The 26,791-nt window shown below is 36.7% G+C and carries 16 protein-coding genes and 1 pseudogene; 10 read left to right on the top strand and 7 right to left on the bottom strand.

The features are described 5' to 3' along the window. The first annotated feature begins 396 nt into the window (after positions 1-396). The 5 genes from B176_RS0115925 to B176_RS0115905 all read left to right on the top strand — a co-directional run bounded on the left by B176_RS0115925 (position 397) and on the right by B176_RS0115905 (position 9,289). On the top strand, positions 397-1,887 hold the full coding sequence (locus B176_RS0115925) for a sulfatase family protein (RefSeq protein ID WP_017259827.1): 1,491 nt from the start codon (positions 397-399) through the stop codon (positions 1,885-1,887). Positions 1,888-1,958: 71 nt separating this feature from the next. Then, the gene (locus B176_RS0115920; RefSeq protein WP_017259826.1) at positions 1,959-2,264 is read left to right on the top strand and encodes a hypothetical protein; all 306 of its coding nucleotides are present in this window, start codon (positions 1,959-1,961) and stop codon (positions 2,262-2,264) included. A 107-nt stretch (positions 2,265-2,371) separates the two neighbouring features. After that, on the top strand, positions 2,372-4,810 hold the full coding sequence (locus B176_RS0115915) for a glycoside hydrolase family 95 protein (RefSeq protein WP_017259825.1): 2,439 nt from the start codon (positions 2,372-2,374) through the stop codon (positions 4,808-4,810). Then, on the top strand, positions 4,807-4,956 hold the full coding sequence (locus tag B176_RS20825; RefSeq protein ID WP_017259824.1) for a hypothetical protein: 150 nt from the start codon (positions 4,807-4,809) through the stop codon (positions 4,954-4,956). The genes B176_RS0115915 and B176_RS20825 overlap by 4 nt, the downstream gene beginning before the upstream one ends. 244 nt (positions 4,957-5,200) lie before the next feature. Further along, entirely contained in the window at positions 5,201-9,289 is a 4,089-nt protein-coding gene (locus B176_RS0115905; protein WP_017259823.1) for a hybrid sensor histidine kinase/response regulator transcription factor, read from the top strand. A 242-nt stretch (positions 9,290-9,531) separates the two neighbouring features. Here B176_RS0115905 and nagB read toward each other — a convergent pair. The 7 genes and pseudogenes from nagB to hepC form a co-directional block, all read right to left on the bottom strand. After that, a pseudogene (gene nagB / locus B176_RS0115900) lies at positions 9,532-10,317 on the bottom strand (glucosamine-6-phosphate deaminase); the annotation flags it as partial. Between the two features lie 2 nt (positions 10,318-10,319). Then, complete coding sequence (locus B176_RS0115895) at positions 10,320-11,579, bottom strand: MFS transporter (RefSeq protein WP_026063389.1); 1,260 nt, start codon at positions 11,577-11,579, stop codon at positions 10,320-10,322. Further along, on the bottom strand, positions 11,569-12,519 hold the full coding sequence (locus tag B176_RS19775) for an ROK family protein (RefSeq protein ID WP_017259820.1): 951 nt from the start codon (positions 12,517-12,519) through the stop codon (positions 11,569-11,571). Before B176_RS19775 ends, B176_RS0115895 begins: the two co-directional genes overlap by 11 nt. Before the next feature lie 132 nt (positions 12,520-12,651). Beyond that, complete coding sequence (locus B176_RS21615; protein WP_161603035.1) at positions 12,652-12,750, bottom strand: AraC family transcriptional regulator; 99 nt, start codon at positions 12,748-12,750, stop codon at positions 12,652-12,654. Beyond that, positions 12,737-14,800 (bottom strand): heparin lyase I family protein, encoded by a 2,064-nt coding sequence (locus B176_RS20420; RefSeq protein WP_017259819.1) that lies wholly within the window; start codon positions 14,798-14,800, stop codon positions 12,737-12,739. The genes B176_RS21615 and B176_RS20420 overlap by 14 nt, the downstream gene beginning before the upstream one ends. A gap of 33 nt (positions 14,801-14,833) precedes the next feature. Further along, the gene (locus tag B176_RS19765; RefSeq protein WP_017259818.1) at positions 14,834-15,682 is read right to left on the bottom strand and encodes a heparin lyase I family protein; all 849 of its coding nucleotides are present in this window, start codon (positions 15,680-15,682) and stop codon (positions 14,834-14,836) included. Positions 15,683-15,864: 182 nt separating this feature from the next. Next, positions 15,865-17,838 carry a heparin-sulfate lyase HepC gene (hepC, locus tag B176_RS0115875; RefSeq protein ID WP_017259817.1) on the bottom strand — a complete coding sequence of 658 codons (1,974 nt, stop codon included), beginning with the start codon at positions 17,836-17,838 and terminating at the stop codon, positions 15,865-15,867. Positions 17,839-18,535: 697 nt separating this feature from the next. On the opposite strand from hepC, the gene B176_RS0115870 reads away from it, so the two are divergent. The 5 genes from B176_RS0115870 (at position 18,536) to B176_RS0115850 (ending at position 26,679) form a co-directional block, all read left to right on the top strand. Next, a complete protein-coding gene (locus B176_RS0115870; RefSeq protein WP_017259816.1) occupies positions 18,536-19,288 on the top strand; it encodes a ferritin-like domain-containing protein in 753 nt (250 codons plus the stop codon). Between the two features lie 11 nt (positions 19,289-19,299). Then, a complete protein-coding gene (locus B176_RS19760; protein WP_017259815.1) occupies positions 19,300-20,277 on the top strand; it encodes a ferritin-like domain-containing protein in 978 nt (325 codons plus the stop codon). Positions 20,278-20,304: 27 nt separating this feature from the next. Continuing rightward, positions 20,305-23,469: a SusC/RagA family TonB-linked outer membrane protein gene (locus tag B176_RS0115860; protein ID WP_040540692.1), complete on the top strand. Its 3,165-nt coding sequence runs from the start codon at positions 20,305-20,307 to the stop codon at positions 23,467-23,469. A 12-nt stretch (positions 23,470-23,481) separates the two neighbouring features. After that, positions 23,482-25,389 carry a RagB/SusD family nutrient uptake outer membrane protein gene (locus tag B176_RS0115855; RefSeq protein WP_017259813.1) on the top strand — a complete coding sequence of 636 codons (1,908 nt, stop codon included), beginning with the start codon at positions 23,482-23,484 and terminating at the stop codon, positions 25,387-25,389. A gap of 945 nt (positions 25,390-26,334) precedes the next feature. Next, positions 26,335-26,679, top strand: a complete 345-nt coding sequence (locus B176_RS0115850) for a hypothetical protein (protein WP_017259812.1) — start codon at positions 26,335-26,337, stop codon at positions 26,677-26,679. The last annotated feature ends 112 nt before the right edge of the window (positions 26,680-26,791 follow it).

The following is a 26,791-nucleotide window of genomic DNA, read 5'->3' as shown; positions in this document are numbered from 1 at the left end:
TAAAGGGATTTAAACCAACGTTAAATAAACGTAGTGAAAAAATGAAGATCAATCACGGCTTAAAATTTCATCGCTTATCCGCTTTCACACTGTTACTCATGCTTAGCGGTTGCACAGAAAAGAGCCAGCCAATAGAAAAGGAACCTAATACTATTTTCATCACGACTGATGATCACACTACTCAAGCTTTGAGTGCTTGTGATAAACGGCACATTGAAACACCAAATTTAGACATGAATGAGAGATGTGCGATTTAGCAAAAGATCCGCATGAAATGCATAATCTTTACCAAGACCCTGCTTATAAGCAAACGCTTGTCGATTTAAAGGTCAATTGGCTAAACTCCAAAAACAATATAAAGACACTAATCCAACAATAAATAATTAATAGATTTTTATGAAACCGTTTGCTAGAAACATCTTTTTAGCTGCTATACTTTTTATGGTAGCCTGTAAGTCTGAGGATAAGCCCGAAAGACCAAACATTTTATTACTAATGTCTGATAACCAGTCATGGAACCACGTTGGTGTGTATGGGGATGACGTTGTAAAAACACCCAATATTGATAAAATAGCAACCGAAGGCGTCCGCTTTACCAATGCTTATTGTAATTCTCCGTCATGTACGCCAGCCAGAGCGGCTATGCTTACTGGGCAGGATATTTGGAGAATTGAAGAAGGAGCAAATTTATGGGGAGTTTTACCTACGCAGTTTCCAATTTTCACTGATATTTTAGAAAAAGCAGGTTATAGAGTTGGTTTCGACGGTAAAGGATGGGGCCCTGGAAGTTATGAGGCAAACGGAAGAACACGCAACCCAGGAGGTGATAAATACGCAAACTTTGCAGACTTTATCAAAAACCGTAAAAAAGGAGAACCTTGGAGTTATTGGTTCAACAGCTTACACCCTCACCGCCCCTATGTAGTAGGTTCTGGAGAAAAAGCAGGAATTGATTTAGATAAAATCACTGTTCCAAAATACCTACCCGATACTAAAGATGTACGTATAGATATTGCAGATTACTACGCGGCTATCCAAAATTTTGACGATGAGGTTGGCACAATTATGCAACAGCTAAAAGAAACTGGCGAATTAGACAATACCATTGTAATTGTTGTTGCAGATAATGGCTGGCAGATGCCACGTGGTTTAGCAAATCTTTACGATTTCGGTACCCGTGTTCCATTGATTATATCATGGCCTAAAAACTTTAAAACAAATGCAGTTACTAATGAGCTAATGACTTTAGCAGATTTTGCACCTACATTTTTAAGCATCGCGAATGCTGAAATACCAAAGCAGATGACAGGTGTTAACATTTTACCAATTGTACAAAAAGATGCGCCAAAGCATGAAGAAAGAGACTTTGTAGTATTGGCCAGAGAACGCCATGCATTTGTGCGCCAACAAGGTTTAGGTTACCCAGGCAGAGCAATTAGAACTAAAGATTTCCTTTACATCAAAAATTACGAAGCATCAAGATGGCCAGCTGGAGACCCGCCGTTATATGGAGATGTTGACCCATACATGCTAAACTACCCTGGTCCGGCTAAGTTTTATATCTTAAAACATAAAAATGAGCCAGCAGTAAAACCAATGTATGATTTAGCTTTTGCAAAACGCCCTGCCGAAGAACTTTTTGATGTTGCAAACGATCCAGATCAATTGCACAACATCGCTAACGACCCTAAGTTTGCTAAGGTAAAAAAAGACCTTTCTGATAAAATGGTTGCTTATTTAAAAAAGACAAACGACCCTAGAGAAACAGGCGGTAAAATTATTTGGGATAGCACAGACTATTTCAGCGAGATAGACAAAACACCAAAACCAAGCAAAGAAGCTATTAAGGAGTTTGGTTTAGATACCATGTATAATTATCTTAAATAAAATTTAATAAAAAAAACTGCTATTAACTGCGGTATTATCAACGCTAGCTATTAGTATTTTCGCTCTTAAAAATGGATAATGACGCCCATATTATTAAGGATAATCTTAAAAAGATAACATACGCCTCAATATTTAATCCTAAAACCAACTTTGATCAGTTAAGAGTGAGGGAAACTAATATTGCACTGAGTTACATCTTAGAAGAAGAAGAAGAAGAAGAAGAAGAAGAAGAAGAAGAAAACAGTGCTACGCTTACTATTTGCGAACCCGATATGCGGAAAAATTCCAAACGAAATATGGATTCACTCACAGAGGTTGAGGTGCTACAAAAAGAACAAACACACAATACCCGTTTAACCTTAAATGGTTGTATTTGAAGTGAAATACGATAAAAACCAGTGATTCTTGCATATGCAGATGACAAAACCTGTATAAACATTTCGACCATAAGAGGCGAAAACTATAAATTTTATTTGAAGAAAACATGAAAAAGGCATTCCTAATCTTTTTATTAACTAATATTTCCGTCCAAGTTTTTTCTCAAACGGATTTAAAATTGTGGTACAATACTCCCGCGAAATTATGGGAAGAGGCGCTCCCCATAGGAAATGGAAGAATGGGCGCAATGATTTTTGGTGCGACAGACACGGAGCGTATTCAGTTTAATGAAAACACGCTGTATAGTGGAAAAGCAAATATGTTTAACAGCCACACTAAAATCTATCCAAAACTGAAGCAAGTTAGGCAGATGATGTTAAACGGCAATTTGCTCGAAGCCGAACAGATTATTCAAAAAGAGTGGAACGGACGACTTACAGAAGCGTATCAGCCTTTTGGCGATGTTTACATTGACTTTTTAACTAAAGGGAAGATTTCCGATTATAAACACAGTTTAGATTTAGCAACCTCAGTCGTTTCCACAACATATAAAATCGATGGGGTTCAGATTTCCAGAGAGGTCCTCGCTTCTTACCCAGACCAATCTATCGTAATCCGGATTGAAGCATCAAAACCAATCATCGATTTAGATTTAAGATTAGAATCATTGCATCCAATTACTAAAATCACCGGAAAAAACTCTTTAAGCATTAATGGTAAGGCTCCAGCTCATGTTCAAAGACGCACAGTAGAACGTCTGCAAGAAATGGGGACTCAGGCGTGGCATCCAGAATATTTTAGCAAAGACGGAAAAGTGATTCGTACTGCGCAAATTATCTATGGAGACGATTTAGATAATATTGGAACCCCGTTTGAAGCAAGCATATTTCCGCTGTCTCATGATGGAGAGCTTGAAATAAAAAACGGTAAAATTTCGTTGCGATCCGCCTCACAGGTGACTTTTATTCTTGTTGCTAAAACGGGTTACAATGGGTATAAAAATAATGTCCACGTAAAAGATAACAACCTAAGCATTGAGATTAACAACCAAATAGCGAAAATTGAACCTAAAAAATATGAAGATATTCGGAATAATCACATTTCTGACTATAAGGCGTTGTTTAACCGGGTAAAATTTACTTTGCCCTCGTCAGTGCAAAAAAAAGAGCTTGCCACAAATGAACGAATAAGGGATTTTAACAATTCAGAGGACCAATCACTAGCGGCACTGCTCTTCAACTACGGAAGATACTTGATGATTTCGGGATCAAGAGAGGGCGGACAACCCTTAAATTTACAAGGCTTATGGAATGATAAAATTATTCCACCTTGGAATTCTGCGTATACCATGAACATCAATCTGGAAATGAATTATTGGCCAGCAGAAGTTACAAACCTCCCCGAGTGCCATAAACCACTTTTCAATTTTTTAGAGGAACTTGCCGATGCGGGTCGTGAAACAGCAAAATCTGTTTACGGCCTTGATGGCTGGGTTACCCACCATAACACTTCTTTGTGGCGAGAAACAAACTTGTCGGATGGATATGTGTATTGGCGATTTTGGAACCTAGCAGGCGCATGGCTTTGTGACCATATTATGGAACATTACGCGTTCAACAACGATTTGGCTTTCTTAGATAAATATTATCCAATCATGAAAGAAGCATCAGTATTTTATTCTTCTTGGATGGTTAAAAACAAAGACGGAAAACTAGTTACACCCATAGGAACTTCCCCAGAAAACTCCTATTTATTTAAAGACTCTATTAATATCGCTATTTCAGAAGCTCCCACAATGGACGTTGCGTTAATACGTTCCTTATTTAACAATGTTATAATCGCTGCCAGATTATTAGACAAAGATGCTCAGTTTACCAATCATTTAAAACAACAATTAACGCTTTTGCCAGTTTATCAAATAGGAAAAACTGGGAAATTACTTGAATGGGATAAAGAGTATGTAGAAGCAGAACCAACCCATCGTCACGTCTCTCATTTATTTGGTTTATATCCTGGGAAAGATATCAGTTTAAAAGAAAATCCGGATATTTTTAGAGCAGCCCGCGAAAGTTTAATTGCCAGAGGAAATAAAACTACAGGCTGGAGTATGGCTTGGAAGATATCACTTTGGGCTAGATTACTCGACGGTGACAATGCTCTTGCCACGCTTAAAAATTTAATCACATTAGTAGAATCAGAGGTACATAAAGAGAACTCTGGCGGGCTATATAGAAGTATGCTAAATGCCCTGCCTTTTCAGATTGACGCTAATTTTGGGGTAACAGCCGGAATTGCAGAAATGTTATTGCAGAGCCATGAAGATAGCATACATCTGCTACCAGCATTACCAACTGATTGGAAAGAAGGTGAAATGAGAGGTCTAAAAGCAAGAGGAGGGTATATAATAGATTTGCAATGGAAAGATGGTTATTTGATTAATGCCCAAGCAACAAGTCCTACCGATAAGATGCAAAAATTCAGATATAGAGGAAAACTTATAGAGGTTGCCTTGAAACAAAACCAAGCAGTTAGCTTGAAGTTTTGATAATTAAAGGTACAGCCGTAATTGCACAGCGTTATAAGTATATTGTTTACGATAAAGGCGACATACGGGAACAACTTTTCGATTTGCAACAAGATTCTGGAGAAACCAATAACTTAGCAGTTAAACCAACTTTAAAAAGCAACTAGTGGACATGCGGAAACACCTTAAAAAATGGGGAGTAGAACACGGAGATTCTTTTAATGCTTGGAATTAGTTAAATTCGATATATGCTTACAAAAGCAAGCTTCAATCAGCTAAATTTATAGATGACATATCGGATTCTATAAAATCACAGTGTTTCAACCGTATCAGTACGGGATAATCTCCGTATTATGTATCAGATATTACTTGTTTAAGCGAAGTTAAACAACTTGTAAAAATAAAAATCGAATGCTAATTCTAAAAAAGAGACTAAAAAAAGTGATTGTTTTACAACTAGTTATGTTGTTAGCAATCACTGCTTTTGCAGACAACGGCATAGAAAAAAAACTAGCCGAAAAATATTTCCGTACCATATCTGTAGACCGAGGCTTATCACAAAGTACGGTATATTCCATTATTCAAGATTCTTTGGGGTTTATGTGGGTTGCCACTCAAGATGGACTTAACAGATACGATGGCGAAGCATTTAAAGTTTATCGACCAAATAGAAACGACCCACAAAGCTTGCAATCTAGCTTTATCAGAAGCCTTTTAATTGATAATGTTGGAGTACTTTGGGTTGGTGGTGATAAAGGAATTAGCAGCTATGACTCTAAAACAGAAAAGTTTAAAAATTACCACCTACCTATACTTACCGGAGAATGGTACGTAACAACCATTATTAAGGATAAAACCGGCAAAATGTGGTTAGGTACAAGTACTGGAGAAATTTACTCTTACAATTCCCAAACAGACACATTTCAAGTACATAATTACAATAATAGCCAAGCTAAAATCAGCAACATCTGGCAATTATTTCCCCATAACAACTTTATCTATATCGCCACTGATATTGGGGTTTACAGGATGCCCTTAGGTTCTAAAACTATCCAGTTTGTGAATTTTAAAGATAGAAAAACCAAAATAAACCAGATTTTATTCAATGGTGATGATATGTGGGCGGCATCAGAAGGTGAAGGACTCTACGTTTTTAACCTCAAAAATGGAAATCTGCAAAAACACAAGCGTTCCGTTGGTAATAAATCAAGCATTGCAGATAATGATGTTAGAAGTTTGGCCAAAGACCAAAACGGGAATATCTGGGTAGGTACATTTAGAGGGCTCTCTGTGTTCAACTTAACTACCAAAACTTTTGAAAACCACTACCATCAATCTACCATACCTTACACCATTAGCCAAAACTCTGTGCGCTACATCTATCGAGATAGGCAAAACGGAATGTGGCTGGGTACTTATTACGGTGGTTTAAACTACTATCATCAAAACGATATTAAGTTTCGTTTATTAAACCAAAACACGGGGCCTTTATCGCTCAACGATGAAGTAATAAACGTTATTAAAGAAGATCCTCAATTAAATATTTGGATTGGCACCAACGATAAGGGTATTAACTTTTGGGACAGAAAACAAAACGTAATCAGTTACATTACAGCCAAAGACGGAGACCCAAACTCTTTAAGCTCTAATAACGTCAAAGCAATAGCGTTTGATGCCACAGGAAATGTATTGATTGGTACCCATAACATGGGGCTTAATTATCTAAACAGAAAAACCAATCAAATTACCCGTTATAAAAGCAGTCCAGAGAACTCCTCTTCCATATCGGGCGACATGGTTTATGCACTATTAACAGATTCAAAAAGCAGAATTTGGGTAGGTACGCGATCCGGTTTAAACCGCTTCAATCCCTCAGAAAAATCTTTTATCCGTTTTTATTTAGACAAAACGGGCCAAAGATTAACTTCTGATGAGATAACTTACTTAAAAGAAGATAGCAAAGGAAGAATCTGGATAGGAACTACCAAAGGCGTTAATATTTTTTATCCGGATAGGTTAGAACTAGAAATCTATAAGGGGGAAATGTTGAGCCATGATGTGGTTTCGTGTATTGCCGAAGATAAAAAAGGAAGAATTTGGGTGGGTACCCGAGATGGCTTAAACCTATTTAACGAAACCAAACGAAATTTTGCTAAGCTAAACGGTCCAAACAAATTTGTACAAAGGGTAATCTACGGCATTCAGCCGGATAACGAAGGAGATTTATGGATTTCCACCAACGCTGGATTAATCAAATTTGATCCCGATTCAAAAAAAGTTCAACTTTTTGATAATAAAGATGGTCTACAAAACAGTCAGTTTAATCTTAATGCCTTCTGTAAAACATCAGACGGCATGATCCTTTTTGGTGGGATCAACGGGATTACTTATTTTTATCCAAAATCTATTGAGCAACAACCTTTTAGTTTAAAGGTTACTTTCACGGGGCTAGAGGTTTTGAATAAACCTGTTGTAGTTGGCGATAGCTATGATATTCTACAACAACAGATAGACCACCAAGAAACGATAAAACTTAGCGTAGACTATAAACAGTTCACCGTTTTTTTTAACACATTCAACTATATCTCTCCCAATAAAATCAAGTATCACTACAAGCTAGCTGGTTTTGATAACGATTGGCAACCTAGTAAAAACAAAAATAGTGCAACATTTTCCAACCTCAGGTTTGGTAGTTATACCCTACACGTAAAAGCTGTGGGTCCGCTAGGAGAAACAAGCCCCGAGAGGATACTGAACATAGAAATACTGCCACCCTGGTGGCGTAGCAACTGGTTCTACTTTATTTTAGCTTGCTTCGTCATAGGTGGAATTTATGTGGCCTTCAAAATTATTGCCGAAAGAATACGTACCAAGCAAGAGTTAAAAATAGCCCACCTTGAAAGAGAAAAGGTAGACTATATCAACAAAGTGAAAATGGAGTTTTTCACCAATATATCTCATGAATTTCGTACGCCACTTACGCTAATTATTGCACCGTTAGAAGAACTGATACAAAAAGCACCTTTAGAAAAATCGTTAAAACGATATCACGAGCTTATTTTGGTAAATGCAAAACGGCTTTATCATTTGGTTGATCAGTTGTTCGAATTTAGAAAAGCCGAATTAGGCACAAAAAAACTGCAGGTTAAAAACGGTGATATCGTTAGCTTTTTACGCGATATTCATTCGTCATTTTCTGCACTTGCAGAAAGAAATTTAATCAATTTTAAATTTGAGACTACCATAAACGAGCTGTGGTTTAGCTTTGATGCTGATGCCCTAGAGAAAATAGCCTTCAACCTTTTATCAAATGCCTTTAAATACACTAAAAAAGAAGGCAATATAAGTATGCAGTTATCCCTTAACGGTGATAAAATCATTATTAAAGTTAGTGACGATGGTGTGGGTATTTCGCCAAATGATCAAATGCAGATTTTCGAAAGATTTTACCAAGTTAACAACAACGAGATGAACCTTGGATCGGGTGTTGGCTTAGCTTTTACCAAAAGATTGGTAGAACTACACCACGGCGAAATTAAAGTAGATAGCCAATTAGGGAACGGCTCTAACTTTACAGTAAGCTTACCAATAAGCGATTCTTATTACGCTTCGGATGAACATTTACAACAGGAATTTATTGAACATACAATCGCTATCGATGATGATTCGCAAACGGATGATTCACAGATAGTCGAAACAGAAACAGTTGACGATGAAACTAACTTTACTGGTACAAATACTGAAAAGCTACTGATTGTAGACGACAACCACGAGATTGTAGCCTATTTAAAAAACTATTTCAGTAAAATATACAATACCAGCGTAGCGCACAACGGTTTAGAAGCATTAGAGCTGGTAGAAAAAGAAAATTTCGACCTCATCATTAGTGATGTGATGATGCCTGAAATGGACGGCATCCAGTTCTGTAAAAAAATAAAACAAAATATCAGTACCTGCCACATTCCGGTTATTCTGTTAACTGCCAAAAACGAAACAACCCATCATATTAAAGGATTAGAAGTTGGTGCAGATGATTACGTGACCAAGCCTTTTTCTATTTCAATATTAGAAGCTAAGCTTCAAAACATTGTGCGCTCTCGCAGAAGGCTAAAAGAATTTTACTCAAGCTCAACGGAAATTGTCCCAGAAAACATCGCTTTCAATAGTTTGGATGAAGATTTTTTACGTAATGCCATTGCTATTATGGAGAAAAATGTAACTGATGCAGAATTCTCTGTAGATAAATTCAGTAAAGAAATTGGGATGAGCCGCTCTAACCTTTACTTAAAACTTAAAGCCATCACTGGCGAATCTGTAACAGACTTTATCAAAAGAATAAGATTTAAAAAAGCCATTGAATTGCTACAAACAAAAAAATACAAAGTTGCACAGGTTGCTTACATGTCTGGCTTTAACTCTCCCTCCTACTTCTCGACTTCTTTTAAGCAATATTACAATTGCATGCCAACAGAATATATTGCTAGAAAAGAGCTAGAATAGGTCTTTTCTAGCAATATTGAAACAACAAAAAATATAATTAAATTCCTTTAAAATACTTCTCCGCTACTTTCGGTTGATAATTATTGATTGCGATGTTTAATCGCTTGTCCATAAGCCTTAACCAAATATATCATTGATAAAGCCATACACTATAGGAATATACGTTGGCGGCGCCGCTTTAAAGTGTGGATTAGTAGATATTGACGAGGAAATTATTTGCTCTTTTTTAATACCATCAAATGAGTTAATTCAGATGCGGCATCTTCATCTAATACAAATTCAACATTTTCGGATAATTGTAAAAATGTTGCTGGAACTTCTGAAGATAATTCTCCCTCTACTGCTTTTTTAATGATACTGGCTTTTTTCTTGTTCCAAGCCATCAAGATAATTTGTTTAGCCTTAAAAATAGTACCAACTCCCATCGTTATTGCCTTCGTAGGAACATCCTTTTTATCTCCAAAATCACGTAATGCATCTCGGCGGGTAATGTCTGAAAGCATGACTAAACGTGTGCTGGAGTTAGGTGCAGATCCTGGTTCATTAAATCCAATATGACCAGTTCTTCCTATTCCCAATATTTGGAGGTCTAAACCTCCGTAAGAAGTTATTTTGCGTTCGTATGCTAAGCAAAATTCGGCTACTTCATTTTCATTTAGCGTACCATTAGGGATGTGAATATTTTCGCGATCGATGTCAATATGATCAAACAGATTCGTGTTCATAAAAGAAACATAACTCTGTTTCGCATCCGGCTGCATCGGGTAATATTCATCAAGATTAAATGTCACCACGTCTTTAAAACTTAATCCCTCCTCTTTGTGTAGTCGTATAAGTTCGAGGTACACGTAAATTGGAGTTGCTCCGGTAGCTAGTCCTAAGACTGTTTTTTTACCTATGCTTTGTTTTTTTTGGATAAGAGTAGCTATGCGCTTAGCGACACTTTTACTTGCGGTTTCTTGGTTGGAATATACGTTTACTACTGATTTTTCAGAACGTGTTTCCTCTAAAAGGTTTAATCTTAGCATTTTTATTTGTTTGAATTATAGATTTCCTTTAAAGCTATTGTCTTGTTTGCTACCAAAGGTTTTGCATATCCGGCTAAATACCAAATGTAGCCAAGAGTGATATAAAGAAACATTAAGGCATAGCGAAGCCCTATAAAATCACCGAAAAATCCAATGATAAAGGGTACTAAAGCACCACCGAATATTCCAGAACACAATATTCCAGAAAATGAACCATGGTGTTCTTCGTATGAGTTTAATGCTAATGAGAAAACGATAGAAAACATGACTGATATACAAAAACCACTTATTGGGAATGCATATAGTGAAGTTTCTTTTCCTCCGAAAAGCGCAAATGATATTGTTATCACAGTGAGTAACACTGCAGTTTTAAGGATGATTTTAGAATCCCATATTTTCAGTAAACCTAGCCCTAAAAAGCAACCCAAAGACATTAGTCCCCAAAACCACGCAACAGTTTTAGCACCTTCTACTGCCGGATTTACAGCGTGATAAGTCTTTAAAAATTCTGACATCCAATTAGCCAAAGCTTGTTCTGTACCAACGTATGCTACAATTCCGAAAAAGAATAGGATAATTTGTTTGTCTTTCAATAAATTGAGATAAACTTCTTTAGTTCCAGTTTTTTCGTCGTCTTTAAGATGAACAGTTGGAATTTTTATCAGTAATAGAATGCCGATGATCAATAAAAAAATAAAGCTAAAAATCCAGTACAAAATGGTCCAATTTAGTCCATTTACAACCATATTGGAGAAGAAAGTAAAAAGGATATTATTTTCATTGCCTCCAGAAAAGGCGCCAATTAAATAGGAGAAAGCAAAAGGACTTAAAAAAGACGCTAAGCCGAAAACTAATTGTGCCAATACAGAAAAGAAAGCGAAGTTTTCTTCACCACCAGCTGTACGCATTAAAGGATTAATAATTACTTGTAGCATAGCCATCCCAATTCCAATTGTAAATAGTGAAGCTAAGGCTACTAGATACTCAGGATATATTGCAAATGCTATAGAACCTAACAGATTTAAGCTGAATGCGATAAGCATAGCCTTTTTTTCGCCCAGTTTCTCTATAATTATACCAGCGGGAATAGACATTACTCCGTACGCCAAAAAAAACGAAAAAGGTAGAAATGCAGCTAAAGTTAAGCTGAGGCTGTAGGTTTCAATAATGATAGGCATCAATGGACCTAATATATTTGTAACGAAAGAGATTACAAACCAGATAAGTAGAATTATCCCCACTAATAAATTATTACGTTTCATGTTTTTGGAGTTGGGTTAAATGGGTTAATTTTTGAAATACAAGTCCAGCACAGCCTAAAAGTCCGGCATTGTTTTCTAAAGCGGCAGCTACAATTTCTGTATTGCTAACCGTATCTTTCATTACTCTTTTATAGACTCTTTTTTTGATTTCTTCGATATAAAAACTTCCAGAGGCTGAAATTCCGCCACCAATAATTACTTTTTGAGGGCTAAAGATGTTAATTAGGCTAGTTACGCCACTCGCTAAATAATCGAAGTGGTCTTGCATTGCTTGTACTGCTTCTTGTTGATTAGCGAGGTATTTTTTGATGATTATTTCACCGTTTAAATCGTGAGGATTTTGATGGGTAAGTTGGGCGTAGTTTTCAACCAAACTCGTTACGGAGGCATAAGCCTCTAAACATCCAATACTACCACAGTTACATTTTATACCATCGTGGTTGATGATGATGTGGCCTATTTCTGTACCTCTGTTTTTAAACCCTCCGTATAGTTGATTGTTGATAACCAAACTACCACCTATCCCTGTTCCCACAGTTAAAAATACCACATCACTACAACCAAGGCCTGCCCCATATTTAGTTTCACCCCATGCCATCATATTTGCATCATTATCTACTACCACATTTAATCCTGTAGAAGAATTGATACTTTTTCGGAGATTGAAATTTATAAAGCCCGGTAGGTTATCAGCGGCACCTAATATGATTCCGTTTTCTACAATTCCCGGAAAACCAACGCCTACCCCAATAATTTCTCCTTTGGCATGATTAACACATTTTCTAATGGCAGCATTGATCAGTGCAATTACTTCCCCCTCTGTAAATACATCATTAGTAGGCATTAAAAAAGAGTAAGTTATTTTACCGTTTGCATCTACTAAGCCACATTTTAATGCAGTACCTCCAACGTCTATTCCTATAGCGTATGATTGTGTCAATTTTGTATGTTTACGGTTGATAAAAAGCAGCCAAACTAACTGCAGTAAATAATTATTAACCGAAAGTATAGGAAAAGCAGATTAAAGGATTTTAATTATGTCTTTTATTGTTTCGATTTTGATTTAAAAGACTTATTCTAACTCTTTTCTATAAATATATTCTGTTGGCATGCAATTGTAATATTGCTTAAAAGAAGTTGAAAAGTAGGAGGGAGAGTTAAATCCAGGCATGTAAGCGACTTGTGTTACCGTATAACGCATGCTTCGTAGTATTTATAAAGCCTTTTAAAACGTAACGACCTAATACTGATATTTTTTCTCCAATAGCGTTTGAAATTAAAGTGTATTTATTTATGATTACCATAACAGATTCAGAATAGGTGAACTGACCATCTTTATCAACCTGTTTTAGCCTTACATACATAGGTTCGCTCTTTTTAGTGTACAGTTCATCTTTTTTGCATGATATGCCTACACAGGCTAAAATTAGAATAGTTGATAAGTAAATAGCCAATTGCATTTTTCCAGAACGATTTACATAGGTAAAGCCCAATAAAAATGGAATAGTAAATAGGCTAATCAAATCTGTAAGGGGTATAGTGGTTTCATAGCTTTGTAAAGCTCTACTATCTCCGTTTTTTGATTTGACGGTTTTTACTGATGTAAATGTCTTGCCGTCTTTAGACACCTCAATATCGAAATAATTGTTGTTAGTTTCATCGGCAGTTTGCCAGTGAACATGCAACATATTACCAGTAAGTTTTGCTGTTAAGCTGTTGTATAAAATGGGTAATGCACCTGGAAGCACTTGGCCGTTAAAGACAAAATCGTGTATACCTACATTTTGCGAACCACCTGCCGTAGCACCAAAGGCATATAATCTAAAGGTGATAGGCACTGTGATGTTAGAAAGGACAGATGCATCGAATGATATTTGTGTTGGGGTTGTGCCAGAAGCAGTAATCAGTTGCATAGCGCCAATGTCACTTGTAAATTCATCTACGCTCGACCTTAAAGCAAAAGTATTTGGATGGGTGGTGCCATCTCTGTTAACGTTGAACAACATATTGGTAAAATTGATTTTATTACCAGAGGTAGGCTCCAGCTTAAATTCAAAATACTCGTTTGAATTTAAAGATGATGGGTTTGCTGCCGTACCTGCTGTCCATCCTGTAAGCAAATACCTGCCATCTGGACCCTGTGTACTCTCGCTGGAGCCAGCTCCACGTAATTTACCTCTAGAAAAATCACTGTAAGGCGTTCCTAGAACACTGTTGGTCGTATTTGACGAACCAGTTAAATCATAACCTATATTTTGGGATGGCGTAAAATTCAAGTAAGGATGTAGGTAAACATCTTTTTGACCATTTGTTGTGCTGAAAAAATCACGGTTATAGATATTCGACGCTTTTGTATATGGACCGTTCAAATAAGCCGGGTTGGCATCACTAATGCCATTTCCCCAAATTAAACCCGTAGTGATGTAGGGGTTGCGAAGATTGATTATACGAATATCATCGTGATAAGCAATGCGGGTTATTCCAGGCGGTGCAGTGTATACTCCCCATTTCATATATCCAACACTTGAATTTGGTTTGCCCGTAAAAGTTCTGTAATTTTCAACAGCATCTACTAGCTGATAATCGTTCATCCCTGGAAGTTTTGCGTAAGTTTTAAAAGAACCAGTGTTTGTGGTAGACCAAACCACATCAACTCTAAAGTGCATCCATTGATTTACATATGGTATAATATTAACGTAGTCAAAAATCGAGTTTTCTACTCCATCAACTCCACCATACCGAATCCTTATTCTATCTCTAACAATTCTAAACATATAAGGCACTGTAATACCACCAGACATTTTTAGCTGGAAAAGATTTGTTTCATTGGCATTCGCAGTGTATGATACCCAGTCTTTTAGCAAAATACTAAACTCGTAACGATGGACATCTCCTGGGTAAAATCTAGCTTGAAAATTCTGCAATGCGGAAGATTCGCTACGGTAGCTATCGTTTGAAAAATAGTCGTTATCACCTCCAATAATTTTATGGGCAATAGCATAGTTGCCAGTTGCACCAGGTTGTACCATGTAAACAGCATCGGCTGGTGGATTATCTATTCCAGTACCTTCTACACCATGCACACCAGAAGTCACAGTTCCATTTTCATAATCAACATTCATTAATACTTGTCCAGAAAGTTGGGCAAAAGTGGCATTGCTGTACGCGTATAAAATGGTGTAAACAAGAACCGTAAAAACATATATAGTAAATGTTTTCATAAGAAATAGATGAGCCTTTAGTTAAAATTGAACTTAGTTTAAACGAATTATTCTAATATTGTCATGGTAAGCAATCCTTGTTAAAACATTATCGCTGGTAATCACATTTCCATTGTTATCGTGTCCCACTTCTCGATAAACCCCCCACTTAATATATCCGTGTTGGCCAGGGAGTGCGGCGGGTGTGCCTGTATAAGTGGCGTAATTGGTCTTGTTTAACACCAGATTAAATGTAGAGGCCCCTTCTGGCTTAATATAAATCTTTAGATATCCATTATTCTTAGTTGCCCATTCTACATCTATCCTGAAATGTATCCATTTGTTAATATAAGGTGTAAAATCATCTAGCAAAATGTCTTGGTAGCTTGTGTTTCGGGTAATAATTGCATTCCTTTTAGTTAAAATACGTACAGGAGGTACAGCACCACCAGTAACTTTTAGTTGAAAGATATTGTCGCCATAGGGTTGTTTGGTAGAGTTAAATTCTTGCCAGTCTTTGAGCAATACGCTGAATTCGTAACGCCTTTCATCACCAGGCATAAAACGAGCGTTAGCAACCATATCTGCGTCACTTTCACTCCTGTATGCTTCGTTTGAATAATAACTAGGTATGCCTAGAGTTACTTTGTGGGCAATGGCGTAATCACCACCAGGCGAGCCAACTATGTAAGCGGCATCTAAGGCAGTTGCGCTGGTAGGATTTAAATTGGTAATACCAGAAGTAACATGGTTATTTTCGTAGGTTACATTTAGAAGTGTATCGCTATCGCTAGGGGAAACGAGTGAAGGGCGATTAGTAATTCGCTTATCACAACTATTAAGTAGAGATAAACTTGTAATCAATATGAAAGCAAGTAAAAATGTTTTAATTATTTTTTCCATACATTTAATGGTTTATATTTTAATAATTTAAATATAGCTCATGCTGTTGCAATGTGCTCCTTATAACAATTGCTCCACAATTGTTTTTTTAATTCCATCAATGAAAGGACTAGCTTCCCGATTGTTTCGTGGTTTCTAAAAGGTTCAGGCTGATATATTATTTAAAAGGAATTTAATAGCTACTACTTTGCCAAATTTGCTATCACATTCTTGACTTTACCATCAATGGTTAGCGTAAGATTAATAGTGCCTTTCGCGTAATCATTCCCTTTATTTTCTTTAACACTAATCTGAGGAGCTTTCTCACCGTTGTAAGGATACAAAATGCTCACAAAACTTTGCGTTTTATCATCGCTTTTCTGTTTCTCAAAAGCCAAAGCAGGGCGTGGCTGTTCTTTACGGTAGAAGTAAGATACTTTGCTTTGCTCCTCCAACAGATTAACTTTATCTGTATTCAGAGACTGTATCAATAAATTATTTCCATCAACGTAAGTAGTATAAATCAGGTTTTTAGCCACCTCATAAACTGGTTTGGCATCCTCTTTTAGATGGAAACGTACATCCAGTTTCCCGGTAGCCTTGCCCATCGCATTATCAATAATTAAAAAGTATTTTTGGTCTATAAACAACACGCTGCGTTGGTGGTCCAAATCTGCATAACTTGGGTTGGTATAGGTTAAAATGTCCATGTTTTTGTCGGTAATCCATTTATCTTGTTTCGCCTTGGTGATTACCATATTCTGGTCGTTCAAAGTTAATGTACTATGGAATTTAGTTTGGCGAAACTCCTCACGCATTTTGTTTACTTCCTCATCGCCACTATACACAAACACTCCAGCATCAGGTGTGAAATTGCGACCGTTTACCCAAAGCTCAAACGTACCGTTGTCTGGTTGTGCGTGAAACTTTCCCGGAGGACTCGCTTTCATCACCATCATCGTAGATTTTATATCCCATCCATTTCTTAAGGTATAAAAACCTGCTGTAGTTAAGCCTTTTGATAAGTAATTCGGTGCTTTCCCCTGTGTGCCATCGGTAGCGAAATATTGTAACACTTCGTTATGAGGAAAAGCTGTAGCCCACTTTTTGTACTGTTTCAACATAGAAGTTTTGTCTGCAGGCCAGGCATCGCCAAACATCGGATAATTATAATCGGGGAACGAAAAGTTTACCGTGGCCATCGCCATTTTTTCTACGGTTTCCTTATAGCTTGGTGGAAATTCGCTCTCTAATCCCGCATTTTTAGCAGACCTCAATCCTTCCAAAAAGATGTTAATCATTGTATTGTGGTAATTTGGAGATAGTTCAAACTGCATCCCGTCAGGATAAACCTGTTTTTTTATTTCTACAACTAAAATCTCTGCACCGCTTTTTCGCCAGCTTTCAGAACTTTTTATTTCAGGAAAGAAACATCCAGCAGCTAAGGCCCGTTGAGCCTCAAACAATCTATGATTGCCAATTTTAGCATAATTTTTAATCAAATAATCTGTCTGTTCGCCGTAACTGTGCAAAAACTCTAATAAAAAGGATGGTGTAAACGCTTCAGATGGACCCATCAAATTGAATACGCCACTTAGCATACTAATACGCTCCGATACCTCAAGTGGACGCCAAACATATTTGTCATTATCTGCTGATAGGCCTTTTGGATTTTTTTTCACCCAATCGCGGTACTGGTTCACCCATTCTTTTGCATATTTTTCCTCGCCCGATGCTCTGTAGGCATTACCCATAGATGTAAACCAACCTAGGCGATGTAGCTGCCACCGCACTTCATTGTCTTTCACCGGCCAGTTTTGCCAGTTAATATCCTCTCCGTAATCGAAAAAGCCGTAACCCTTATGTGGTTTAAACTTGTGCAGTAGCGCATTATCTGCTTTTTCCTGCTCATCATTGCTCAATTTCTTGCCATTAAAGGGTTTCACATCGCCCATTTTAAATTTGCCGATCTTTACGTTGGTTCGGGTGCGGTAATAGTTAAGTAAAGCCTTGCCTGCCTGTTCATATTTTTTCGCGTTAACGAGTTTTTTAACACTTTCTAAGCCGTTATAATCTAGGTTGATGATGTCGAAACTCTCGGCCGTAATCGGCTTTTCCTGAGCAGATATCGTAATCGTTATCAGGAGAAAGTAACAAAGCGCAATTATTTTGTTCATATGTGATTAGTTTAAATTTATTTTTTGTGTTTTTAATTGACATTATTAGCCAATTTTTTTGCATTGTGAACAGATACCTTATTAGTTCCTTATTACGATAAGACTTTCACTATCAATTGAAGATCCATCTTCAATATTTTTATTTCCCCATTAATTTCCAACGATACATCCCTCAGCTGTAGATCAATGACAGCTGTTGCGTTTGCTATCCAGCTATCTGCATTTTCTTTTGGACAAGCGTTGTGTTTTTGTTAAAGAGTAGCAGCAATAGCGTAGCAGCGTTCAGGTCGATTTTCTTATTCAGGTTCATCAAGAGTATTTAGTAATTTCTTTATTTGCACTGTGAAATTATAGCTAAATGTTTAATCAGACTTTAGGTATTGTCTTTAATAATTTAGGAATTGATTAACACATTGAAAATTTAGGAGAGCCGAGCTTGAAAAAAAATTTTGAGAAAAACGAGTGATTTTAAATTAAAATTTACTTACAAGATATTTTATTCATCATAGAGTAAGTTTAATGTTTTTTGATTTTTCATCAAATTTGAAAGGAATTTAAACAGAATTGAAAGGGACGGAAGAGATATACCGTTAAATTCGTCTTCACAATCTGTTAAAAAGAATATGTGATAACCAGTTGTAATAGGAAGTATTCCTTCTGTTCACTTCCTTATAATTATGAAACCAATTAAATAATTATGAAACCAATTAAATTTTATGATATGAGACCAAGTAAACCAAACCTCAGTTTAGAGAAAGAAAGAACTATCAGTAAGATTCATAGACGAAACTTTTTAAAGATAGGCGCAGTTGGCACCTTATCTGTGGTGGCTTTAGGCTGCAAAAAGAATGGATTAATTCAAAATACAGTTCATGAAACTAACCCTGGTAACGTAATTAATTTTGCGGCAAACTATGACATAGGTTTACTGAATTACATATATGCGTTAGAGCAACTGGAGGCCGCCTTCTATATAAAGCTAACCGAAATTTTATCTAATGATTTTACCGATTTGCAAAAGGTGTATTTTAATGAATTGAAATTACATGAGCAAACACATGCCGAATATTATTTAAATGTAATTGGAATTCAGTCAGCAATAGGGAAGCTAGAATTTGATTTTTCAAGCATTGATTTTTCATCTAAGAATGCTGTTTTATTAGCTGCCCAAACATTTGAAGATTTAGGTGTAGCTGCTTATAATGGTGCTTTAGAAAGAGTAAAAGAGTTGTCCAATGTGTTAATATTGTCTCAAATAGCTACTGTTGAGGCGAGGCATGCTTGTTGGCTTCGTAATCAGGTTTCTGACCGAAGTGGAATTGACTTAGACCAACTCGTTGAGTTGGGAGCTGATGCAACCCATGCTACAGATGTATCGTTGGCACCTAAGGTTGTATTGCAACAAGTTTCTAAATACATTAAAACAAAATTAGAAATATTAAATAGTTAAGAAGCTCAATTATGAAGATTTTAAATATTATAGAGGAATTAGTAAAGTTGGAAGTTTCTGATCAGTCTATAAAAGATAGAAGAGAGACTTTGAAAGGTCTGATGGGTTTTGGTAAAAAGGTTTCCTTGGCAAGTATTCCAGCTGTTATAGGCAATCTTTTTGGATCTGCTCAAGCGCAAACATCCACAACTAATACGGTTGCTGATTCATTAAATATGTTAATTGTATTGGAATATCTTCAGTACAATTTCTACAATAATGCTCTGGTAAATTATCCTAACCTTATTCCTGCTGCAGATAAACCGTTGTTTACTAAGTTAAGAGACCAAGAGAAAGCACATGTTGATTTTTTAAACTTAACTATTACTGCTGCGGGGGGAATACCTAGAGCAATTTTAGATAATTCAGCGTTTGATTATGGACGTACTGTTACAAGTGTAACTTTTACAACAGTGAATACGAACTATCAGAATTTTTTGACGGCAGCAGTGGTGCTAGAAGATTTAACCGTAAGGATTTACAAAGGGCAGCTTAGTGTTTTATTTGAGAATAAGCAGGCATTATCTGCAGCATTGAAACTACATACTGCACAGGCAAGGCACTCGGCACAGGTTAGAGAATTGCTACGCAATACACAAGCAACAGACCTTAAAAACTTAAGGCCATGGGTAGGGGTAAGAAGATCAGATTCTGGCGTGTTGGCGTTACTTTCATCAGGTAATGATATAGTGACAAATGATACGTATTTGAGTGGTGTAACTGTATATGATGTGGATAGTACGGTAAAGAATAGAGAGGATAAATCAGTGCAATCAGGTATGGAAACAGCGGGCTTTGCTCATTTTACAGATGGAAAAACACTTCCATTGACAGGTAATGATCTATTTGAAGCCAGAGCTATGGCTTCAGCATCGTTTGACGAGTATTTCTTGGATGTTAGTGCCAAATTGCAAATCAATTATTATTTAAAGACAGGGTTTAAAATTTAAGGGATGAAGAATATTAAAAAAACATACATGAAAAAATTGATACTGTTACTTTTTACCTTGCCTTACTTCGCGGCTAATGCCCAAAATTTAGTTACGGTAAAAGGTGTGGTTACAGACCATACGGAACAGACGTTACCTGGCGCAATTGTAGGAGAAAAGGGTTCGAAAAACATTGTGTTAACTGACGCTACAGGAGCTTACCAAATTAAGGTTAAGCCTAATGCTACTTTGGTTTTTACATCTCTAGGGTCAAAAACTACTGAATTAAGTGTTAATAACAGAACCACTATAAATGTTAAGCTTTTGGAAGATTTAAGAAAGTTAAATGAAGTAGTTGTAACTGGTTATGGAGCAGAAACCAAACGTGGTGACTTAACTGGTGCTATATCTTCCATAAGTGGTCAGGAATTGGAAAAGGTGCCAGTGCCTAACGTTGCCCAAGCTTTACAAGGCCGCATTGCAGGCATGCAAGTTAGTATGCCTAGTGGTGATCCTGAAGCTGAGCCTACTATTACAATAAGAGGAGGGACGTCAATTACACAAAGTAATGAACCATTGTATGTGGTTGATGGGGTGCCACAAACAGATGGGCTAGATTTTTTGGACCCTTCAGATATAGAAACAATAGATGTTTTGAAAGACGCTTCTGCTACAGCAGTTTACGGTGCTCGTGGAGCTAATGGAGTGATTTTGGTAACCACAAAGAGTATTAAAGCAGGGAAAACAAGTGTGAATTATAATGGATATGTTGGAGCAAGGATTATCTCGCGATATTTACCTGTTTTAAGCCCCTATGAATATACGCTTTATGCTTATGAAAACAGCTCTGGAAGTGCTACTGATTTAGCAAGGTTTACAAACGCATTTGGCCAATTTAGTGAATTGAAATCTTTGTATGAAAATAAACCAGGCGTAAATTGGCAAGAAGAAGTACTAGGTGGAGGAGTAATTAGCCAGTATCATAAGATTGGGGTGAGTGGAGGTACTAATGAAATGCGTTATAATCTTTTTTACTCCAGAAACGATAATGGCGGATTATTAACAAATAGTGGAGCAACTAAAGATATCGCTAAATTGACGGTGACTAATAATGTAAGTAAGAAAGCAATTATTACCGGAATTGTTAATTACTCGAAGCAAAATATTTTAGGAACGGGAGGTACCAATGCGGGATATGATGAAGGTGCACCTCGCTTAAGTTACCTGCAAACATTGTTGCAGTACAGACCAATTAATAAAAAGGGCAGTGAAGATTTAGATCTTTTCGATGATGAAATAGATGAATTCGACAACCAGAGCAACCCTGCCTTTCAGAGTCCTGTATTAGGGTTACAATCTCGCAATAGTACAAAAACCCGCAATGATCTTAACGTAAACGTATCGGTAAGATATAATATTGTCAAAAATTTGACTTATAATGGTTTGGTAGGTTATAGGGTCAACACAAATAAAAGCCAATTCTTTTCCAGTTCAAAGAATTTGCAATCAATTAGGCGTGGAGGTCCTTTTGGTAGTACCAGCGAATCAAATGGAAACCGCTTTTCTTATAATAATGTACTCACTTATGCCAAAGTCATTAAGAAGCACAAATTTGACATGTCTTTAGGTCAAGAGTATATTTATAATTACAACGAAAGTTTTTCTGCAAGTGCATCAAATTTTCCGACTATTAACAATGGCTATTTTGATTTAAGCGCAGGTACTATAGCTGGGTTCCCGTCATCTGACGCGTACGACGACAAGCTATTTTCTCTTTTTACGAGAGCAAACTATAGCTACAAAGGGCGTTATCTTTTTAGTGGTTCATTAAGACGGGATGGATCTTCTAAATTCGGTCCGGAAAACGTTTTTGGATATTTCCCAGCAGGTGCATTTGCTTGGAAAATCAACCAAGAGTCTTTTATGAAAAATTTAAGATCCATTTCTGATCTTCGCTTGCGTGTTAGCTATGGTAGTTCTGGAAATGATAGGATAGCAAATTACGCAGCGCTAGGAACGTTCGTGAGCGGTTCTTACCCACTTAACGATCAACTGGTCAGCGCTGTTTATCAAGCTAACTTAGCTAACCCTTTCTTAAAGTGGGAGACTGTAGTGCAAAGTAATATTGGTGTCGATTTAGGACTGTTTAATCAAAGATTTACGCTGACCGCTGAAATTTATGATAATCGTTCTAAGGATTTGTTGTATAACACAAGAATACCAGCCAGCTCTGGTTTTGCGAATCAAATTCAAAACATTGGAGAAACCTCCAGTAAAGGTCTAGAGTTTACAATGAATTCGGTAAATGTTCAGAAACAGGATTTTACTTGGAATACCAACTTTAACATTGCGTTTAATAGAACTAAAGTGTTAAAATTGAACGGCGATCAGACCTCTTTAAATATTAGCAGTTGGAGTTCCGCTATCACTGATTATATTTTACAAGTTGGGAAACCAGTTGGCATGATGTACGGTTACTTAACTGATGGTTTGTATCAGGTTAGTGATTTTGATTATAATCCAACTACTAGTCTCTACACACTTAAGCCTGGTGTGGTTAGCAACGGAAGTGCTGTAAGACCAGGATTTGGAAAATATATAGATATTAGTGGCCCAAATGGAGTGCCTGACGGATTAATTAATGAATTGGACCGCACCATTATCGGTAATGCCAACCCTAAATTTACAGGTGGTATCAACAATACTCTTACTTATAAAGGCATTGATCTTTCGGTATTTTTAGATTTTGTCTACGGAAACGATATTTACAATGCCAATATCGCAAACAACTGGAGTCGTGCTAACCCTTATACAAGTAGTTTAAGATTTCAAAAGGATCGTTGGACCGAGATTGATGCACAAGGGAATTTAGTATCGAGTCCGGTTGCATTGGCAGCGTTAAATCAAGGTAAAAACAAAATTCCGGTTAATTTAGGAACTATCAACAAAGTAAATGATTTAGTTATTGAAGATGGATCTTTCTTACGTTTGAACAATGTAAGTTTAGGTTATAGTTTGCCAAAACAGTGGCTTAGTAGAGTGAAAATTTCAAAAGCTAGGATATACTTTACGGCTTACAATTTATTCGTATTTACTAAATACTCTGGTTACGACCCAGAGGTGAGTAGTTCAAAAGGTTTAACCAAAGGTGTAGACTTTAGTTCCTATCCAAGAGGTAAATCATTTGTAGCAGGGTTAAACTTATCACTTTAAAAAATTATAGAAATGAGATTAAAAAATAATTATTTGAAAATAGCCATCTCACTGCTGTTATTGGCAATGATTTCGGTTTCTTGTAAAAAGTTGGTAGAGGTAAAACCTTATTCCAGATTTACCACAGCTAATTTTTTTAAGACTGTACCTGAAGCCTTCTCTGCTACCATGGGCATTTATGAAACCATGAACACTACAGCAACTTATGGGCATTATATTCCATTGGTATATGATTTAAACAATGATGTGGCATTCATGGCTCCTGGCAACTCAATTGACGATTGGAGGGATATTGCAGAATATCGACACAACTCTGCACATCCTTATTTGTACAGTACCTGGACATTCCTATACGAAGGTATTGATAGGGCAAATCTTGTGATTGCTGCTATTCCACAAATGGAACAATTTATATCAGGAACTGAAACTGAAAAAGCAGAGTTAAACAGATTGTTAGGGGAAGCAAAATTTTTACGTGGGTTCTATTATTCAGAGTTGGTAAAATTATGGGGAGACGTTCCATTTAAGACCAAAAATTCGCTTTCAGGAGATGATTTATCTTCGCCGCTTGTTGATCGCTACGTTATTTATGAGCAAATTATTAAGGATATGGAGGAAGCTATCGCTGTTTTACCCGCTTCCTTACCTACAAACGAAAGAATTAACAAATTTGGTGCAAAAGCAATGTTAGCTCGTGTTGCATTAGCCGCAGGTGGGTATTCATTAAGAGCTGATGGAACCGTTCAAAAACCAGATGATTACCTTAAGTACTATAGATTGGCTCAAACTCATATAAACGATGTTATTGGCTCTAATCTTTACCAATTGAACAACAGTTACAGTAAGGTATTCAAAAATCAGGCGGGGCAAATATTAGAACCAAAAGAGAATTTGTTCGAGGCATCATTCTACTCACCTACTGCTGCTGGAGGTCGACATGTCTCATATTTTGGAAGTTTCAATACCCCAAATACTACACTTGGTGTGTTCGCTAATTCACTTTCTCGACATTTTGTAACCTTCACGTTTTATAATTCTTTTGCAGATGGTGATTTAAGGAAGGATTTTTCTGTAGCAACCTATAAACTTGGGGCTAACGGATTGAGAATTCCACTTTTAGTAGGCTCGTCGGACGAGCATGGTTGGACACCTCAAAAATGGAGTAGAGAGTATCAAAATGGCAGCATTTTAGAGAAAGATAAAACCTTTATCAATTATGTGATTATGCGCTATTCAGATGTGTTGCTAATGAGGGCAGAGATTGAGAATGAATTAAATAACGGCCCAAACCAATTAGCTTATGATGCGATTAATCAGGTTAGAAGAAGGGCATTTGGTACAGATATTTCCGGCAGCGGGATTAGTATTGCCATTACATCTGGAGGAAGTGGATATGGCGATAATAAAACAGGAAATTCCGGAAAAACTAACACAGGTATGACAGTAAGCGGAACAGGTTTTGATGCTCAGGCAGTACCAATTGTCACAGGTGGTGTGGTAACTGGCGTAAGGTTATTAAATGCTGGCATTGGCTATACCTCTGTACCTGAAGTAACCATCATTGGTGATGGCACAGGCGCTACCGCAAAAGCTACGCTATTACCAAAAAAGACAATTACAGACGCTGATTTGCCAAATGACTTAATTTATAGCAACTTTAAAACCCGCGTACAAAATGAAAGAGCTTGGGAACTTTGTTTTGAAGGTTTGCGCAAGGCGGATCTCATCAGATGGAATTTATTTTCAGATAAAATACAAGAAACCCAAGATGCATTAAAAGCGAGAAGAGCAAGTTATCCTTACAACGCAGGTACAGCATTTAGTCAGGCAACTATACCGACAAAATATTGGCTAATGCCTTATCCAGTAAATGAAAGAGATGCGAATACTAGAATAACGCGTCAAAATCCTGGATGGTAGACTAGTAGACTTGGATGATAGGTGTGATGTGCACTCTTAATTCAGCCAATTAAGATTAATTATTTAAGAGATAAGTTCGATATTTTATCGAACTTATCTCTTTTAGATCGAGTTTAATTCTCCCTGCTTTTATCTTATTGAGAAGACTCATTTATGCGATTTTCAGATCATTGATATTGCTGTATTTGTTGTAATAGAATTGTTCTAATTTTCATCATATCTAGAAGTTTTATTTAGCAAATTATCCAAACGGTTAACTTTTATGAACTGCGCTTGTTTGTTCAAAACTGTTTAATTGTAGTGAAGAGGTTAAAAAGAGCGGGTGGGAATAAACAAACGTTCTTCATAAGAACTTATCGATATGACCAAGGACCCTGATAAACTGCATAATTTGACTAAGCTTCCTACCTATTCTAAAATCAAAAAGGAATTACGGGATAAAATAAATTACTTATCTAAAAAAACAATAATCCGCGAGAAACTGGGGAAGATACCAAAGTTTGGATAGTGAACATTATTTTAGCGAGGTTGATAAAACACCAAAGCCAAATAATGCAATGCGCTTTAATTTGGATAGTGCTCACGATTACCTCAAATAATAATGACGAATATTTTAAGACGATAAGACTGGCTTAATTGGGTATCTCACAAGAATGAGGTGCCCAATTTTGCTTTTCATTATTTTCTGGATATGTAAAACGTAATCTTCTTTATATCAAAATGATCAGCGATTGAGATACCTGTTAGGAAAATGCAAAGAGCCAAGTGCCGATCTGAGTCCTCTTTCAAGGCTATGCATTACGCTATCTCATTAAATTAAGTTGGATTTCAACAAAATTAAAATCCTTTTAACCATAATTGAAAGAAGTTTTAAGGATATTGAAAGACATTCGTAATGTCAATTGAAAATCTTTTGGCAATTTGAACACCAAAATAAAAAACATCATGTTGAAAAAGTTAAAATTAACCCTTGTTGTGCTTGCGTTAACCGCTACAGCTTCATTTGCGCAAACAAAAAACGTAAACGAGCGCATAGACTCGGTAATTAACAATGTAATGAAGCTTGACGCAGAAACAAAAGTTAAGTTTTTAGCCTTTCTGAAAGAAAATGCAAACGGTAACAAAGCGATCAAAAAAGACGAGACTTTAAATGATGAGCAGAAAGCTGAGCAAATAAAGGCCTATAAAAGAGAAATGGATGCTAAGCTGATAACAATTATTACACGGGAGCAGAAAAACAGGTGGCGAGAGTTTACCGGGTCAGAAAGCAGGAAAAGAAATAAAAAATAATTGCTTTCATTTTCTTAAAGGAACAGCTGGTTGCGCAGAAAAGCTGTAATCTTTTTCACTACTAACCGACTTATCTTTTTTAAAGTAAAGGGCTATTTTTAACAGTAAGCCC

The sequence above is a fragment of the Pedobacter arcticus A12 genome, assembly GCF_000302595.1.
GTDB classification, from domain to species: domain Bacteria; phylum Bacteroidota; class Bacteroidia; order Sphingobacteriales; family Sphingobacteriaceae; genus Pseudopedobacter; species Pseudopedobacter arcticus.
Note: the sequence above shows the minus strand (reverse complement) of the source record. Positions and strands in the feature narration are given on the sequence as shown.